Here is a 16,526-nt window from a genome sequence, read left to right on the forward strand (position 1 = left end):
TTATCCTTTCGCTTCAACTTGCTCTGGCTTCATCACACGAATAATCCAGATCAATGCACCAATCAGGAAGAACGCGCTCGGAGGCAGAAGCAATAGGCCGTTAGGCTGATACCAGCCACCGTCTGAAATCTTGCTTAAGATTTCAATGCCGAATAATGAACCATTACCAAACAATTCACGTACGAAGCCAACTGACAACAAGATTGCACCGTAGCCTAGACCATTACCAATACCGTCCATGAAACTCATCATTGGAGGTGTCTTCATCGCATAAGCCTCCGCACGGCCCATTACGATACAGTTAGTAATAATCAAACCAACAAATACCGATAATTGCTTAGCAACATCGTAAGCGTAAGCTTGCAGTACTTGGTCAACCACGATTACCAATGACGCAATAATCGTCATCTGTACGATAATACGTACGCTGCTTGGAATGTGATTACGAATCAATGAAATAAATAGATTCGATAGCGCACATACCGCAGTAAGTGCAATCGTCATTACCAATGCCGTTTCCATCTTACTGGTTACAGCCAAAGCACTACATACACCCAGAATTTGCAAAGCAATTGGGTTGTTGCTGACAATAGGTCCGATTAGAACCTGTTTAAGTTCTTTAGCATCAGCCATTAGCTAAGCCCTCCATTGCGAGCCTTTTCGATAAAGCGAGCAAAACCTTCTTCACCTAACCAGAAATCAAGTGAGTTTTGCACACCATTACCGGTAAGCGTTGCACCTGATAATGCATCAACACCGTATGGAGAAGCAGCTACAGCAGGGTTTTTAGTTACGCTAATCGCCAACTCACCCTTGTCGTTATATAGCTTCTTACCATTCCATTTAGCTATCCACTGTGGGTTTTGAACTTCACCACCTAGACCAGGTGTTTCACCAGAACCAGTAAAGCTGTAATAAACCAAACTACGGATCGTATTCAAGTCTGGTTCAACCGCTAAGAAAGCAAACATAGTTGACCACAAGCCGTAGCCTTTAACTGGAATAATCACTGTTTGTAGCTGCTTGTTATCATCACGAACAAGGTAAACAACAGCATCATTTGCGACACGCTTAACTGACGCGATATCATTTTGTGGAACAAACGAAGTCGCTGGAGTACGCGCAGCCTTTTCAGCATCAAAAGTATCTGCATCACCTTCAACAAAGTCACCCGTTTTCAGGTCAACTAGCTTAGCTTCAACATACTTATCATACAGTGCTAAAACTTCGGCTTTTTCTACTTTGCCTTCACGAGGGTTAATAAGGCCTGCAGCTTCAAGAATGTACTTTTGCTTATCGAGAAGCTTGTTTTCCTGCTGAATCGGTTTCAACAATACTGCTGCCGTCGAAACGAACATAGAGCAGATGAAACACAAGCCAACAACAACAAATAATGTTCTTCCGAACGAATCTTTATTACTAGCCACGAGCAATCCTCCGCTTGATATTCGACTGAACCACGAAATGGTCAAATAATGGAGCAAATAGGTTAGCGAACAAGATGGCCAACATCATGCCTTCTGGGAAAGCAGGGTTGATAACACGAATAAATATCGCCATTGCACCAATTAAGATACCGTAAGCCCATTTCGCATTATTGGTGAAAGACGCCGATACCGGGTCTGTCGCCATAAACATCATACCGAACGCAAAGCCACCTAGTACTAAGTGCCAATACCAAGGCATCGCAAACATTGGATTAGTGTCACTACCAATAAAGTTAAGTAGGTAAGAAACGGCAATCATACCGATCATCACACCACCAACGATTCGCCATGAAGCGATACGCGTGTAGATGATAACGGCGCCACCAATCAAGATAGCAAGTGTCGATACTTCACCAACAGAACCTGGAATGAAGCCGAAGAAGGCATCCCACCAGTCTGCCGTTAGACCGTACTCTAATGTGCCTTGCGCCGCTTGGCTCAGTGCTGTTGCACCTGAGAAGCCGTCAGCGACAACCCAAGAAGTGTCACCAGACATGTTCAGCGGGTAAGCGAAGAATAGGAATGCACGGCCAGCAAGCGCAGGGTTTAAGAAGTTACGCCCTGTACCACCGAAGATCTCTTTCGCTACAACCACACCGAAGGTAATACCTAAAGCAACCATCCAAAGTGGAATCGTTGCAGGTAGGGTTAATGCGAAAAGGATTGAGGTAACAAAGAAGCCTTCGTTAACTTCATGACCGCGTACCGATGCAAATAGCACTTCCCATATGCCGCCGACTGCGAACGTCACCGCATATATAGGTAAGAACCAACAAGCGCCGTACCACATCAATCCGGCTACGCCTGAATTTGCTGTGAGTTCAGTACCGAACATACCGAACAGGGCTACCTGCCACGTATCTGGTGCTGCGAAACCTGCAACTAACGCTTCTTGCGCCTGAAGACCTACGTTGTACATACCCACAAACATTGCAGGGAATGCACACGCCCAAACCATAATCATCATACGCTTGAGGTCTAGATTGTCACGGACGTGGGTACGCCCTTTGTTGACTAGACCTGGGGTATAGAAGACTGTGTATGCTGCTTCAAAAAGCGCATAAAACTTCTCATATTTACCGCCTTTTTCAAATTGCGGTTCAATATTTTCGAAAAACTGTTTTAAGCCCATTAGCCTTCCCTCAGGATCGTATCTAAGCAGTCACGTAGATATGATGCATAGTCATATTTACCAGGACATACGAAAGTACACAGTGCCAAATCTTCTTCATCTAATTCCAATGCACCTAATGTCGCAGCGCCGTCATAGTCGCCAGATACTAGGTCACGAAGTAGCATTGTAGGAAGAATATCGAGTGGCATAACACGCTCATAGTTACCGATAGGTACCATTGCACGGTCTGAGCCACCAGTGCTCGTTGTCATGTTAAACAGGCGAGAAGATGAAAGGTGTCCGAGGAATGCACGGGTAATAGAGAACTTATCAGCACCAGGCATAGCCCAGCCAATAAACTCTTTCTCTGTGCCTTCTTCCAGCAAACTCACTTGGTTATGGTAGCGACCAAGATATGCGTGAGGACCTGTAGCCTTGCGACCGCTTAAAACAGAGCCAGAGATAATACGAACATCACCTTCTGCGACTTCGTTTTCAGTCAACTGTGCCATAGCTGCACCAGCAATAGTTCGAACTAAGCGAGGTTTAACGGCCTTAGGACCACCAATCGCAACAACACGCTGAGTGTTAAGTTCACCAGTTGTAAATAACTGGCCTATAGCAATAACGTCTTGGTAGCTTATATGCCATACGGTTCTAGTTGCAGATGCAGGCAATAGGTTATGAATGTGAGTGCCTGGTAATCCTGCTGGATGCAAACCGGCAAACTCTTCAACCTGAGCATTAGCGCTTGGAATATCAGCGCCAGGTGCTTTACAAAGGTAAACCTTACCTTCTGTTAACTTTGAAAGAACCTTTAGGCCGTTTTCAAAGTCAGCTTTATGCTCTGCAATCACGACCCTTGGGTCTGCTGCTAACGGTTGCGTATCAATAGCTGTGACGAAAATACCTGCAGCGGTTGAATCAACGCTGGGTACTTTACTGAAAGGGCGCGTACGCAAAGCCGTCCACAAGCCCGATTGGATCAGGTTGTCGCGCACTTGCTGAGTCTCTAACGTATCGATAGCAGTGGCGTCATATTTAGCAAAAGAGATGCTTTCATCTCCTTCCACTTCAATAACAACAGACTGCAGAACACGTTGAGCGCCCCGGTTAACTTCAGAAATTGTGCCACTGGCTAAAGCAGTATATATCACGCCAGGGTTCTTTTTATCTTCAAAAAGAACCTGACCTTTTTTAACTTTATCCCCTACCTTAATTTTCATGGTAGGACGTAAGCCAATATACTCTTCACCCAAAATAGCCACATGTTTGATGGCTTTACCATCATGGATAACTTGCTCTGGCCCACCTGTTATAGGCAGGTCCAATCCTTTCTTTATTGTAATCATATCCACAAGCACTACGTTATGAAGGAAAGACAATGCGCCGCGTTCCTGCTAAACACACAAGTTTTTTAACAAACCTCTAATTCGTGTTGAGCTAGCGCAGATTTATCGCCCAAATGCGATCAGAATCACGCTGGTCGCGCGCATTTTACCCCAAATATCACAAGCTCGCCATGAAAAATGTGACTGATTTAAAAGGTTACAAACGTTTTACGAACAAACAAGCTAAATGTCTGCGCTGATTAAGAATCCATTAATATAGCCACAGACCACATTCCTCATACATTTAAATAAGTTAATTAACTTTTGAGACAGATGAGAATGGATTTGATAGTGAATAAAAATAAAATTTACAGTTTTTCCGAGTGCTGCTTAATTAAACTGGAGTGCTTAGCATCACAATGGTTATTAATGGCAGAAAATGCGGACACATCGACATTTTTTCGCCTCAAATGGCTAAATTTAAAACAAAATATATTCAAGCAACTATTTAACAAATGCTACCCGCATCATAAATAGCTTTTAGCTTAACATTGTGGAAATGGCTTTTTAGGGGCAAAAATCTACTTAAATAAGCAAAACAGGAATTAAATACTAATAAAAAAGCCGCTAAAGCGGCCTTAAAACGAGATTAACAGCTGACGGACTAAAGCCCTTTCAAAATCTCGTCACTTAAACTTAAATCATCATTACGGTTAACATTGATCCCTGCAGCAATAATATTACGGGCAATCTCTTGCGCCTGCTCCAGAGAATGCATCTCATAAGTGCCACATTGATATTCATTGAGTTCAGGAATATCAGCTTGGGCGACAACGTTAAGTACATCTTGCATAGCGGCAAGCCAAGCGTCTGCGACTACCGACTCTGAGGGCGTACCGATTAAACTCATATAAAAACCAGTACGACAGCCCATTGGGGAAATATCGATGATCTCCACGCTGTCGCTATTTAAGTGATCACGCATAAAGCCAGCAAATAGATGCTCTAAGGTATGAATGCCGCGTTCGCTTAAGATCTCTTTATTAGGCACGCAAAATCGCAGATCAAATACCGTTATGGTGTCGCCTTTAGGCGTTGCCATGGATTTAGCAACACGAACCGCTGGCGCATTCATTCGTGTGTGGTCAACGGTGAAACTATCTAATAACGGCATATCAACTTCTCCAAACTCGCGTTAAGTGGCTAATCAACGTAGGTTTAATTACTGCCTAAATCGACTATAAGCATCCTCTGAGGTTAGGTGATACTTACCCAGCGCCGCTGAGTAGTCAACAGAAGCAACACAATCTTTTTTCATAATTGCATCTTTCATCTACCGCCCTACGACCACTTAAATTATTTAATCGCACTTTTAGCCAATGACGGAAACAAAAAAGCCACAGCAATATTACCGTGGCTTTAATTAACACTATTGTTCCGTCCTGAGATTAGCTGAGCAGTCCCGTCCAGGAATGTGTTTACACATTTAACCCTTACATTTTGGCGAAACCGGTACGTCAGTCTCTGTCACCCATTCTTCTGGAGTGTAAGTATGCATAGAAAGCGCATGTAAGCCATTAGCAAACTCTTCAGCCAATGCCTCATTGACTGCGCGGTGACGACCAATAAGACGCTGACCTTCAAACTCGCTACTGGTGATAATCACTTTAAAATGAGTTTCAGAGTTTGGCGGCACGTGGTGATTATGGCTTTCGTTTATCACTTCAAGGTGAGAAGGCGACAGTGCTGCGGTGAGTTTTTCGGTAATGATCTGTTCAACTGACATAACGATGTTCTCAATAATGCATAAATGCGACTGCGGCAGATTACTGCGATAAGTTTGAAAGATCAACTCGTGACAGACATCGACTAAAGAGTGTTATACAAGGCATTGCTTATCCTCCGCCTTATTTAGCCACCTCAGGCAGGTGAAACCCAACAATTAAGCGCCTATAGGTGTAATTGATCCGAACATCTTTCTCCTTAAGACGTTTCGGCAAAGAATGCTCCCAATCCTTTTGCATCGGCCAATGCATAATAAGCAAATCACCACTTTGTAGCTGTAAACAAATTTTTTGCTGAGATTGCTTATGACGGATAAAAAAGTCTCGCGTCGCTCCAAGCGTCAGCGACGCGATATCGCTAGCAGGCTCAATCTCTGGTTCATCATCACTGTGCCAGCCCATGGACTCATGTCCGTCGGCATACCGATTGACCAAGACACCATTACTATTTAGCCCGAAATCTCTGGCGAGCTTTTGCCTCAGTTTAGACGCGTACTTGGGCCAAGCTAATGCCTGAACAAGTAAACCGGAATAGCGGTAGTCACAGCCTTGATCGGCAAACCACACTTGGTTACGGGGAATGGGATGACTTTTGCCGTATAACAACACCTCTGGTCGAGTGAATGGGTAATTCGCCGACTCATTGAATAATGCTTGTTGCTGCTGCAGATTAAGATAGGCTTTAATTAAGGTAAAGGGCGGTTTGTCTTGCTCCATAGGGATATTAGATGGGGGCTTAAGCTCAAACCTAGAGTCAGCTTTAGCATTGCCCTCCCCTACAGATTGACCCGTTTTTACTGGAGCCAGCTCATCAAAATCCTCTTGCTTCATATCTTAGCCTCTTGATTCATCTCCTAGCCTCATACTGTTCCGCTAAACCTAATGCCTAATCATTAATAACTCATACCTAAACTAGGCTCCAAAAAACAATACCTAAGACGGCTCAAACATATCATCACTCTCATCATATACCTGCTATAAGAAATCTGCGATAATATGCGCCCTAATTTATTTGGTACTTATTGGCATATGACGACACAGTTTTCAGTATCGGGTATTGAACTCGAACTCTTCCGTTACCCTAGCAGACAAGAGTCTAACCTGCAGGCGTGGGACGCCGCCGATGAGCACCTTATAAAGCACTTAATCGATACAGAACAAACCAGCATTAGTACGGCGGTTGTGAACGATGGTTTCGGTGCATTAACTGCAGGCTTATTATCAATTAACCCTAGCTGGCCACTGACATTAGAAACGGATGCCAAGACCAGCCAGTTGGGCACAAGCCAAAACCTAACCCGTAACCAGCTATCGCAAGAGTCGATAACTTGGGTGAATAGCCGTGATGAGCTGCCTCAGGTAATTGAGTTGGTTTTGATGAAGCTGCCTAAAAACCTAAACTACTTTAGCCACCAGCTAAATAGGCTTTCTCATGTGCTACCAGCAGGTACACAAGTTTTAATTGGCGCGAAAGCAAAATCAATTAATAAGTCGCTACTGGAAACTATCGAAAAGAATTTAGGCCCTGCTAGTGCCAGCCTGACATGGAAGAAAACTCGAGTCATCACCTGTATCGCAGATGGTAAGGCTCGTGCGTTACCTAAAGCAACCACTTGGTCTGTACCTGAGTTTAAATTGCAGATCAGTAATCTCAGTAACGTATTTGCCGCCAACAAGCTCGATATTGGTGCACGCATAATGCTCGATAACATGCCAAAAGGTGACTACAAGTCGATTGTCGACTTGGGCTGCGGTAACGGCATCTTAGGCTTGCACGCGAAGCAAGTCTTTCCAGAAGCTTATATTCACTTTATCGATGACTCTGAGATGGCTGTCGCATCGGCTAGAGAAAACTGGGCACTCAACAAACTGGATAACCCTGCATTGGTTGGTGAACAAGCAACGTTTGGCTGGGATGACTGTTTAACCAATATGAGTGAAGGCTTCCGCCCAGATCTTGTACTGTGTAATCCTCCGTTCCACCAAGGTGAGGCTATTACCGATCATATTGCTTGGCAGATGTTTTTAGATGCCTTTAGACGCTTAAAAAATGGCGGAATATTGCATGTTGTGGGTAATCGTCACTTGGCCTATCACGTCAAACTGCAGCGGATCTTTAAGAACTGCACCACGGTTGCATCGAACGGTAAGTTTGTTATTTTACAGGCACAAAAAATCAGTAAAAAGGCACAAGAGGCTGAGGTGGAGCAAGCTTTTGACACTGAGACGCCACATCCGCAAAGTGCATTATACGGTAAGCCAAAAGCCTAACCGCTCGCTAAATAGACATAAGCGGTTAAATATAAGCGGTTAAGCAAAAACGGTGAGCCTAGGCTCACCGTTTTGTTTTTGATTCATTAAATAGTCGCTACTTAATCTCAGCTACCTGCTTTTCATGCTTTTCATGCTTTTCATGCTTTTCTTCAACATCTTGCACAGTAGAGTTTTGCTCTCCCACCTGCGCTGTCGCGCTTGCCGGTGGATCAAATAACACTCGAAACCTTTGCTTAGGGCTTAAGTTGGCAGAAATCGCTTCTTTAAACATATCTCGCCACTCGGAAAAGGTTACCACCAGCGGGTTAAAGCTATTGATTGGTTTAGTGATCCCATACTCTACGGTCTCAACTTCTTTCTCGTACGTGCCGAACATTCGATCCCAAATAATCAAAATACCAGCATAATTCTTATCGATATATTGTGGATTGCGGCCATGATGAACTCGATGATGAGACGGGGTATTAATAACCCACTCCAATATACCTAAAGATTTAACCGCCTGTGTATGGACAAAAAACTGTAGCCCTAAGTTCAGCAGTACCACAAACACCACCCAATTAGGGTCAAAACCGACTATGACTAACGGCAACCAGAATATCCACATCCCAGCCATTGGGTACATTAAGCTTTGCCTAAAAGCAGTACTAAAGTTCATATTCTCAGAACTATGATGAGCCACATGAGCAGCCCACATCCAGCGAATACGGTGACTCGCTCGGTGGAACCAGTAGTAACAGAAATCTTGCGCAACCATTAGCACAATAAATGTCGCAGCATTCATCTCTATATCGAAAAGACGCCAACCGAAGAACATCAGGTATAACTTAGCAATAAGCAGTCCAGTAACAATATCGGTCAATTGATGCATTGCCGCTAAACCGAAGTTACACAACACCTCAGGCAAGCGATAACGAGCATTGAGGGGTAAACGGTTTTGCCTATCGCCCATATACCACTCGAGTAAGATGCAGACGAAAAAAATCGGCGCGAGTACCAGTAGTAGCACTTCGGGGTGTGCTATCAGTGAATTAAAATCCATCTTATATATCCTTTTTATCCTTGGGGGCCTCGACTTATATGTCTCGCCACTTTTCACCGCTTTAATCGTTTTTTATTTTGGTTTATGACTCTAGCCATCAAACGAGACTACCAACGAGCAAAGTGATCTTCCGTCAGCCCAAAAACATTATCGAGTTGATGTTTATTACCAAAATTATCAATGATACAACCATCAAAACGCCCTAAATACTGCCTGAAATTACTCTTTAATAGCCAAAGGTTTAGTTTCTCTTGGCGACAACTTTTAGGTGTAAAAGTGAGTTCCACTTGGCCATTAGCACTGTAGACTCGCCAGCTTGCTGCCGATTTCGTTTTATCTCTGTGACGAGTAAACTCGAAATGCACCGGGCCAAGAAGATGTCTTTCGCCGTTATGCCAAAACACATTCTCATGACAGCCCGTCTCATTTACACCAGCAGCTAGATTAAGCCCTAAGCTGCCATGCTCCGTTAGACTATTAATACTCGCCCAGCGCCAACTGGTTTCTCTGCGCATATAGCCTGCACTAAAATCGTAGCCAGCTGTGACTCTTTGTAATGGTTGTGGTTCATGATTGATGACTAAGCTCCCCGTCACTTTTAGGGCATTATGTTTTTGGGTATATGTCCAGCCGCTATACCCCGTTGGGTTACACATCGCCATAGGTAGGCTGAGCACTTCTGGTTGTAAACTTAATTCAGCCTCAATGCCTAAGGTATTGAGCCTGACACGCCACAGTCCTTGTTCGATATCGAACTCAACTTGGCCCTGGCCACCTTTTATCTTAGCCTTTCCCTGCATGGGTGAATCTGACATCTGATAGCCCAAGCCTAATGGCTTAAGCCAGCTCGTTTCTATTAGCTGGTTAGCTTTAATATCATAGAGATAACAGAAAGCACTGCCCACGTAACGAATATCCGCAAGTGCTACACCAATAATGTAATGGGGAGTGACGATGCTAACAAACTGGAACTGCTTATAGTCAAAATGCTTAGCCCAGCTTGAGGCCGGCTTGTCCATCTCATTAAAGTATTTGAACTGCTCTACAGCCAAGTTAGATACGGGGCCATCGAAATGTCCGTAAACAGCACAACCATACTCATCTATTAAGCTTTGGGGAGCGGCTGAACTGGTGAGCATATTGGGGAGCCATGGCAGATTATTCTCGGTCATAAACCTTGAGTTCCTGATACTGATTCGACCTTTTACTCTAACTTGAACTGACTCAGGTTAAAAGCTGCCCAGAGAACTTTTGTTATCAAACTGTAAATACCACAAGACATCTTCAAACTAATTCTATGCTAGGTTCGACCAACACGATAAAGATATGAACCCTATGCAAGTAGGCTTTAATCGAGAAAAGTCCGACAAAAACTAACTATCAACTCTGGAATACAGTTAGGGTTCTGGTATGCTGAGGCATCTCAATTTTTTGCTAATTAATATAATAATGAAATCTTTACTTTTAGTCGTTGCAGCCGCGGTATCAATGGTAGGCTGCGCTAGCCAAGGTCCATCTCATATTGCATTAAACCCTGAAGTGCCATCAATTATTCAGCAAACAGAAGTAGAACTTCCTGTTGCCCTAGAAACGATTGATACCCGCTCAGCAAACTTTATCGTACGCTTTAATGACGGCGATAAAGCAGCACGCCTTGTCAGCCCAACTGAAGCGCCTCGCGTTCAAATGGACCAAGTATTTAGGGATGGCTTTACTCAGGCGGGATATCGCATCGATCCAAGCTCGGTAAATCACATGCAGTTCCAGCTAGAGCAGCTATTAACCGATGTCGACGAAGGCACATTTGGCTTCGAAGCCAATAGTCAGATTATCATCAATGTTATTGCTAAAAACGCCAAGCAAGAGCTCACAAAACGCTATCGCGCCAAGGGACTATTAAAGGGTCCGTTTAGCGCCGATTTTGCTACACTAGAGCTTGAAATGAACAAGCTACTCGGTGAGCTAACCCGCGACATCATTAACGACCCAGAGCTGAATCAATTCATTCAGCAGTAAAGATTAAGGTTAGGTTTTCAGCATTCAAAATGCTATTAAAAGGAACATTATGAAAACTTGGAAAACTTGGATAACTTATTTAACAAAAAGTTTAACGAAAAATTTAGCAAAAAAAACAACTAAGATAGCCAAGACGCTCGCGTCACTGGTCCTGTTAACAACGAGCCAGCTCAGCTATGCCGTAGATATTCAGCCCAACACGCTTTACCCTCTCGTTGAGCTAGACACCAGCATGGGCAAGATAGTGGTGGAGTTAGATAGAACTCGCTCGCCGATCACAGTTGATAACTTTCTAACCTATGTTGTAAAAGGTCACTATGACAACACACTATTTCACCGTGTGATTAGCGATTTCGTGGTGCAAGGTGGCGGTTTAGACTTAAACAAAGAAGAGCGACCGACCGATAAACCTATCGTCAATGAATCGGGAAACGGCCTCTCTAACCTAACTGGCACCATTGCCATGGCTCGAGAAGCCGAGCCACATACCGCCACCAGCCAGTTCTACTTTAATGTAGTCGATAATGAGAAGTTAGATCCCTCTTCGCGCCGCTGGGGCTATACGGTTTTTGGTGAGGTAACCTCAGGCATGGAAGTATTGCAAGCCATATCGTTAGTGCCTACTGATTTCAATAGCCAAGTAGAGTGGCCTGACTTTCCAGTGCAAGATATTGTTCTTAAAAAGGCGACCTTGCTACCTCGAAATTAAGCCTTATCTATTTAGCCAATCTAAATCTTGAATTATTTTGAAATAATTTGAATTATTTTGAGCAATAGCCCTAATTTCCTGCCTATACTTATTTCGTAAACTAAAAGGAGGCGGCTCAATGACACCAAATCAGTTCATTGACGATAAAGCGCCCCAGCTGGCTTTCTATGGAAAAGCATTTTTGAGTGATCAACTCGAATTCAATGAGATCCAGTTATATCTATGGGACACCCTAGAAGAATGGCAGATGTACAATCATCAGGGTGATGCGCAAACTGATATGGAACGTGTGTTTTGGCACCTACTACACGCCTTTGACAGGTGGCCCTGTTGGGCAATTCGAGGCAATCAATTTCTGCGAAAGCAGGTAGATGATTGTTGTGACTACCTCAGTATTGGTGGTCAAATCCCTCAAGGATGTATAGGGATCAGACCCTAGTTTCATTAAGTGACACAATAATATCCACCAAAAGAGCAATCAAGCTCTAGCTAAGCCCAGACCAAAACTTCGGTCTGGGCTTTTTACTGGCAAGCATAAAGTTATACCAACCAGTATAAAGATTTGGTCGCTCAGCGAGAGTTTAGCGGTTCTGAGACAAGGCAGCGAGTGAAGAGCATAGTGAAACTAGGTTCAAGCTCCCTCTTGTTCCATAAGAGTCACAGTATCAGAACCGCTAAAACTCGCCATTCTGGAGCGTTTTTGGCTGCCTACTTCTGCGTTGAACAACTTCACAAGGGAGCAACCATTCTTTCAGTTATTCGCCTTGAATTAGTTTGCCAAAAAACGTTCTGAGTAGATCAACTTCTTATACTGATTGGTATTAATCAAGCCCCTTTGGGATTAATACCTTGAACCTAACCCCGCTCAGCCGTAAGATTTAAATAACTAACTCCAGCAAAGCTTGTTTATGTCTTCAGCACCCCTAGCCTCTTTTTTTCAGCGCTTTAAAGACGCCGCCTCAATCTATTGCCACAAAAGGGTATTAATTTTATTACTGCTTGGTTTTTCAGCAGGCTTACCCCTGATGCTGGTGTTTTCCACCCTGTCATTCTGGTTAAGAGAAGCTGGCGTAGACCGTACAGCTATTGGTTACTTTAGCTGGATAGCGTTAGCCTATGGATTCAAATGGGCTTGGTCGCCGCTAGTTGACAGGATGTCATTGCCTATATTTACCAAGCTGTTAGGCCGTAGGCGCGGTTGGATGATGTTCGCGCAGCTATTGCTAGTCGCGGCGATTATCGGAATGAGCCAAAGTGACCCTCTTGCCGATCTTGAAAGGCTCGCGCTATTCGCCTTAATGGTCGCCTTTGCCTCTGCTACTCAAGACATAGTTATCGATGCGTTCCGTATTGAGTCCGCGCCAGTAAAAATGCAAGCGGCACTAGCAGCAGCTTATCAAGTGGGCTACCGCAGTGCGATGATTGTAGCCACAGCAGGCGCACTCACTATTGCCGCATGGATCGAGCCTGATAACGACAGCTATAACTTGATGTCGTGGCAGACCGCTTATTTAGTCATGGCAGGTCTTATGTCGATTGGTATTTTAACCACACTATTTAGTAAAGAGCCTGTTGTTGAAACTAAGGAGGCGGACGAGAAGGAAGCCGAAATAAAGATTAAGTTTGCAGCACGTTACCCTAAGTTTGTTGCCGCCAGTTTTTCTTGGTTATATACCGCAAGTGTACTGCCCTTTATCGACTTCTTTAAGCGGTATGGGCGCAGTGCAATTCTTATCTTATTGCTAATCTCTTGTTACCGTATTTCCGATATTGTGATGGGAATTATGGCTAACGTGTTTTACGTCGATATGGGTTTTTCGAAAACCGAAATCGCCACATTAAGTAAAATATATGGCTTAATTATGACCTTAGTGGGCGCAGGCGCAGGCGGTTTACTGATCGCCCGTTACGGCACCATGAAGATATTGTTCTTAGGGGCATTTCTAGTGGCGGTAACTAATCTACTTTTTGCCTACCAAGCCATAATTGGCTATAACGTCAACTTCTTAACCTTTGCTATTTCGGTCGATAACTTCAGTGCAGGAATTGCCACAGCAGCCTTTATTGCTTACTTGTCGAGCTTAACTAGCAGTGGCTACAGTGCGACTCAATATGCACTGCTATCCTCAATTATGTTGCTGTTCCCTAAGTTTATTGCAGGCTTCTCCGGCGCTTATATCGATGCCTATGATTATGTAAGCTTCTTTATTGCAGCCAGCTTAATTGGTTTCCCCGTGCTCGGACTGATTATGTTAGTGCAAAAATATGCACCGAATCCAAGTCTTACAGAGCAAGCTGAGGTTGAGTCTAATGATGCAAGCAAAGAAACGAGCTTATAAATAACCTTGTACAGCCTGATAACTTGATAACGGCTCCCGAATGGTGAGGCAACATCGATATTTATCAGCCGTGATGATAGCGAGGCGGTACTTGCTGATATGGTAAATAGCCGCCCATCATCGTGAGCGGCTAATTGAACCTATTGGCTGTAATTGCCAATTTAAAGCTTGAAAACAAAAGATGCTTAATACGTTATTTCTTTAGGCATCTTTTATCTTAATTTTTCAAAGAAAAATTAATCGCGGAAGTTATTAAACTGGAATGGCTGGCCAAGTTCAGACTCACGAGCCAGTGCCATCACCTGTTGCAGGTCATCTCGCTTCTTGCCTGTAACACGTACAGAATCGCCTTGAATAGATACCTGAACCTTAAGCTTGCTGTCTTTAATTAGCTTAACCAGCTTCTTAGCGACTAAGGTTTCGATGCCTTCTTTAAACTTCACTTTTAAAGAGAAGGTTTTACCGCTGTGAACCGCTTTATCATCGACATCCATCGACTTAGGATCGACATCACGCTTACTCATTTGCATACGTAGAATATCCACAAGCTGACGGCACTGAAAGTCATCTTCAGCCGTTAAGGTTACTACGTGATCTTTGTACTCAATGCTGGCTTCTTTGCCGCGAAAGTCAAAACGACCTTTCAATTCACGCACTGAATTATCAACCGCGTTACGCAGTTCAACTTCATTCACTTCTGAAACAATATCCATTGAAGGCATAAGTTTGGTCCTTAAAAAATTACTGTAGCGGTATTTTACGCACAGAGCCTTCGAACTTGAAGTAAATAAACCATAAAAGCAAAGGAAATTGTGGGTTGTTGATGACTTTATCTACGGGTTTTCTTATGATTGAGTCAAATAACATAGATGCATACGACGTGATAAACAGACAAACTATTTTTAAGTGGGCACTGGCTTTAATGCTCATTCTGGTAAGTTACTTGGTTTTCTCAAAACCCAGTTACCCAATAGGGATCCCTAATTTCGATAAAATTGGTCACGTAGGCAGTTTTTTTGTCTTGTCATACCTAACCTACTTAGCCTTCAGGCCTAAGTGGTACACGTTGGCGGTTATTTTAGCGGGCTACGCAGTATTTATCGAAGTCGTGCAATCTCAACTTTCCTATCGTAGCGCCTCCCTAGCCGATTTCATTGCCGATATGGTGGGGATCTCCCTATTTTATTTTACTCATTGGCTTTATTGTCGCTACTTTAAAACCGCTAAGCTCACCGATCCTGATCTGCAGTAACTTCACATGTCCTCTAATTCGTCGCTCCAACTCAGTACTGAACAGCTAGATCCTAACCAGCCAAGTAATAAGCAACTAGGTAGTAAGCAACTAAATGGTAAACAGTTAAGCGCTAGCCAAATTGCTATTTTAGGCGCAGGTGCTATTGGCCAGCTCATCTACCACCAGCTAGCTAACGCCAAGCAACAACCCCATGTTGGCTTAAGCTTTATCGGTAGAAAAATACAATCTAAAGTTGTCCCCTTTAGATTTACCAGACTCGATGGTCAAGTCGTTACAAGTAACGCCAAAGTGATCGGTCTAGAGGATTATGCCAAGGAGCTCGCCAATACCGCGCTTTTGATCGTCAGTGTTAAGGCGCATCAAGTCAAACCAGCGCTTGCTGCTGTTCTGCCTCATCTTCCCGGTAACACGCATATCTTGTTACTACATAATGGGATGGGACCTCATTTAGAGGTGCAGCCATATCTTGCTGGTCGTGGGCTGAGTCTTGGTACCACTTCACAAGGGGCACTGAGGTTAGACAAATATCATGTGAAACAGACGGGATCGGGCCTGACGCAACTTGGACCATTTATCGCGCCACAGCTTGATGACAATATCCGAGAGCGATTACTCAGCAGTATTGACCAAAGCACTTGGTACGCCGATATCTTGCCGCTTCTTTGGCAAAAACTGGCCATCAATGTGGCAATAAACCCGTTAACCGCCATCCATGATTGCCCTAATGGTGAGCTTGCTAAGCCTCAATACCGTAATGCCATAAACAATGCCGTTAGCGAACTGATTAAAGTTGCCGCCGCCGATGGCCTCACTCTGGACAAAGCGCTTTTAATTGAACGTGTTTATCAGGTCATAGAGCTAACGGCGCAGAACTTCTCTTCCATGCATCAGGATGTTTATCATCAAAGGCAAACGGAGATAGACGCCATTAATGGTTTTGTGCTCAAGCGAGCCATGGTTCACCATATCCCTGCCCCCGTAAATCAATCGCTCGCCCAGCAGATAACGCAACTAGAAGCCAAATACACGCGCTAGCCTTGGGGGGAAGAGTCTTGTTTCCCCATCGACTAACGCTTGTGTTTATTATTAATAAGTTAAGCATTTCGTAAAGTACAAACTTGAAGCAAGTTCTTTAATTGTGACTAGAATTAGTTCTGTTGGCCCAATTTACAATC

17 protein-coding genes are annotated in these 16,526 nt (G+C 43.9%); 7 read left to right on the forward strand and 10 right to left on the reverse strand.

Going from position 1 to position 16,526, the window contains the following annotated elements; genetic code table 11:
* The 7 genes from SPEA_RS16320 to SPEA_RS16350 all read right to left on the reverse strand — a co-directional run bounded on the left by SPEA_RS16320 (position 1) and on the right by SPEA_RS16350 (position 6,547).
* Positions 1 to 633: an NADH:ubiquinone reductase (Na(+)-transporting) subunit D gene (locus SPEA_RS16320; protein WP_012156318.1), complete on the reverse strand. Its 633-nt coding sequence runs from the start codon at positions 631 to 633 to the stop codon at positions 1 to 3.
* A complete protein-coding gene (locus SPEA_RS16325) occupies positions 633 to 1,427 on the reverse strand; it encodes a Na(+)-translocating NADH-quinone reductase subunit C (protein WP_012156319.1) in 795 nt (264 codons plus the stop codon). The genes SPEA_RS16320 and SPEA_RS16325 overlap by 1 nt, the downstream gene beginning before the upstream one ends.
* A complete protein-coding gene (locus SPEA_RS16330; protein WP_012156320.1) occupies positions 1,420 to 2,619 on the reverse strand; it encodes an NADH:ubiquinone reductase (Na(+)-transporting) subunit B in 1,200 nt (399 codons plus the stop codon). The genes SPEA_RS16325 and SPEA_RS16330 overlap by 8 nt, the downstream gene beginning before the upstream one ends.
* The gene (locus SPEA_RS16335; protein ID WP_012156321.1) at positions 2,619 to 3,953 is read right to left on the reverse strand and encodes a Na(+)-translocating NADH-quinone reductase subunit A; all 1,335 of its coding nucleotides are present in this window, start codon (positions 3,951 to 3,953) and stop codon (positions 2,619 to 2,621) included. The genes SPEA_RS16330 and SPEA_RS16335 overlap by 1 nt, the downstream gene beginning before the upstream one ends.
* Before the next feature lie 643 nt (positions 3,954 to 4,596).
* Entirely contained in the window at positions 4,597 to 5,106 is a 510-nt protein-coding gene (luxS, locus tag SPEA_RS16340) for an S-ribosylhomocysteine lyase (protein ID WP_012156322.1), read from the reverse strand.
* A 312-nt stretch (positions 5,107 to 5,418) separates the two neighbouring features.
* The gene (locus SPEA_RS16345) at positions 5,419 to 5,718 is read right to left on the reverse strand and encodes a BolA family protein (protein WP_012156323.1); all 300 of its coding nucleotides are present in this window, start codon (positions 5,716 to 5,718) and stop codon (positions 5,419 to 5,421) included.
* Positions 5,719 to 5,839: 121 nt separating this feature from the next.
* The gene (locus tag SPEA_RS16350; RefSeq protein ID WP_012156324.1) at positions 5,840 to 6,547 is read right to left on the reverse strand and encodes an alpha-ketoglutarate-dependent dioxygenase AlkB family protein; all 708 of its coding nucleotides are present in this window, start codon (positions 6,545 to 6,547) and stop codon (positions 5,840 to 5,842) included.
* A 198-nt stretch (positions 6,548 to 6,745) separates the two neighbouring features.
* Here SPEA_RS16350 and SPEA_RS16355 point away from each other — a divergent pair, with 198 nt between their 5' ends.
* A complete protein-coding gene (locus SPEA_RS16355; RefSeq protein WP_041411585.1) occupies positions 6,746 to 7,987 on the forward strand; it encodes a methyltransferase in 1,242 nt (413 codons plus the stop codon).
* Positions 7,988 to 8,084: 97 nt separating this feature from the next.
* Here the strand turns inward: SPEA_RS16355 and SPEA_RS16360 are convergent, their stop codons facing one another.
* Together SPEA_RS16360 and SPEA_RS16365 are read right to left on the reverse strand one after the other, a co-directional pair.
* Positions 8,085 to 9,032 carry a sterol desaturase family protein gene (locus tag SPEA_RS16360; protein WP_012156326.1) on the reverse strand — a complete coding sequence of 316 codons (948 nt, stop codon included), beginning with the start codon at positions 9,030 to 9,032 and terminating at the stop codon, positions 8,085 to 8,087.
* A 107-nt stretch (positions 9,033 to 9,139) separates the two neighbouring features.
* The gene (locus SPEA_RS16365; RefSeq protein ID WP_012156327.1) at positions 9,140 to 10,204 is read right to left on the reverse strand and encodes a DUF2804 domain-containing protein; all 1,065 of its coding nucleotides are present in this window, start codon (positions 10,202 to 10,204) and stop codon (positions 9,140 to 9,142) included.
* Positions 10,205 to 10,481: 277 nt separating this feature from the next.
* Between SPEA_RS16365 and SPEA_RS16370 the strand changes: the two genes are divergently transcribed.
* From SPEA_RS16370 to SPEA_RS16385, 4 genes are all read left to right on the forward strand, one after another.
* Entirely contained in the window at positions 10,482 to 11,048 is a 567-nt protein-coding gene (locus SPEA_RS16370; RefSeq protein WP_041411045.1) for a YajG family lipoprotein, read from the forward strand.
* 124 nt (positions 11,049 to 11,172) lie between these two features.
* Complete coding sequence (locus SPEA_RS16375; RefSeq protein WP_041411588.1) at positions 11,173 to 11,757, forward strand: peptidylprolyl isomerase; 585 nt, start codon at positions 11,173 to 11,175, stop codon at positions 11,755 to 11,757.
* A 118-nt stretch (positions 11,758 to 11,875) separates the two neighbouring features.
* On the forward strand, positions 11,876 to 12,196 hold the full coding sequence (locus SPEA_RS16380; protein WP_012156330.1) for a hypothetical protein: 321 nt from the start codon (positions 11,876 to 11,878) through the stop codon (positions 12,194 to 12,196).
* Positions 12,197 to 12,665: 469 nt separating this feature from the next.
* Positions 12,666 to 14,096, forward strand: a complete 1,431-nt coding sequence (locus SPEA_RS16385) for an AmpG family muropeptide MFS transporter (RefSeq protein WP_012156331.1) — start codon at positions 12,666 to 12,668, stop codon at positions 14,094 to 14,096.
* Positions 14,097 to 14,332: 236 nt separating this feature from the next.
* Here the strand turns inward: SPEA_RS16385 and SPEA_RS16390 are convergent, their stop codons facing one another.
* Positions 14,333 to 14,818, reverse strand: coding sequence for a YajQ family cyclic di-GMP-binding protein (locus tag SPEA_RS16390; protein ID WP_012156332.1), 486 nt, complete (start codon positions 14,816 to 14,818; stop codon positions 14,333 to 14,335).
* 125 nt (positions 14,819 to 14,943) lie between these two features.
* Here SPEA_RS16390 and SPEA_RS16395 point away from each other — a divergent pair, with 125 nt between their 5' ends.
* Positions 14,944 to 15,348 (forward strand): VanZ family protein, encoded by a 405-nt coding sequence (locus SPEA_RS16395; RefSeq protein WP_398352800.1) that lies wholly within the window; start codon positions 14,944 to 14,946, stop codon positions 15,346 to 15,348.
* Positions 15,349 to 15,354: 6 nt separating this feature from the next.
* Positions 15,355 to 16,386, forward strand: coding sequence for a ketopantoate reductase family protein (locus SPEA_RS16400; protein WP_012156334.1), 1,032 nt, complete (start codon positions 15,355 to 15,357; stop codon positions 16,384 to 16,386).
* The last annotated feature ends 140 nt before the right edge of the window (positions 16,387 to 16,526 follow it).

It is taken from the genome of Shewanella pealeana ATCC 700345, assembly GCF_000018285.1.
Lineage (GTDB): Bacteria > Pseudomonadota > Gammaproteobacteria > Enterobacterales > Shewanellaceae > Shewanella > Shewanella pealeana.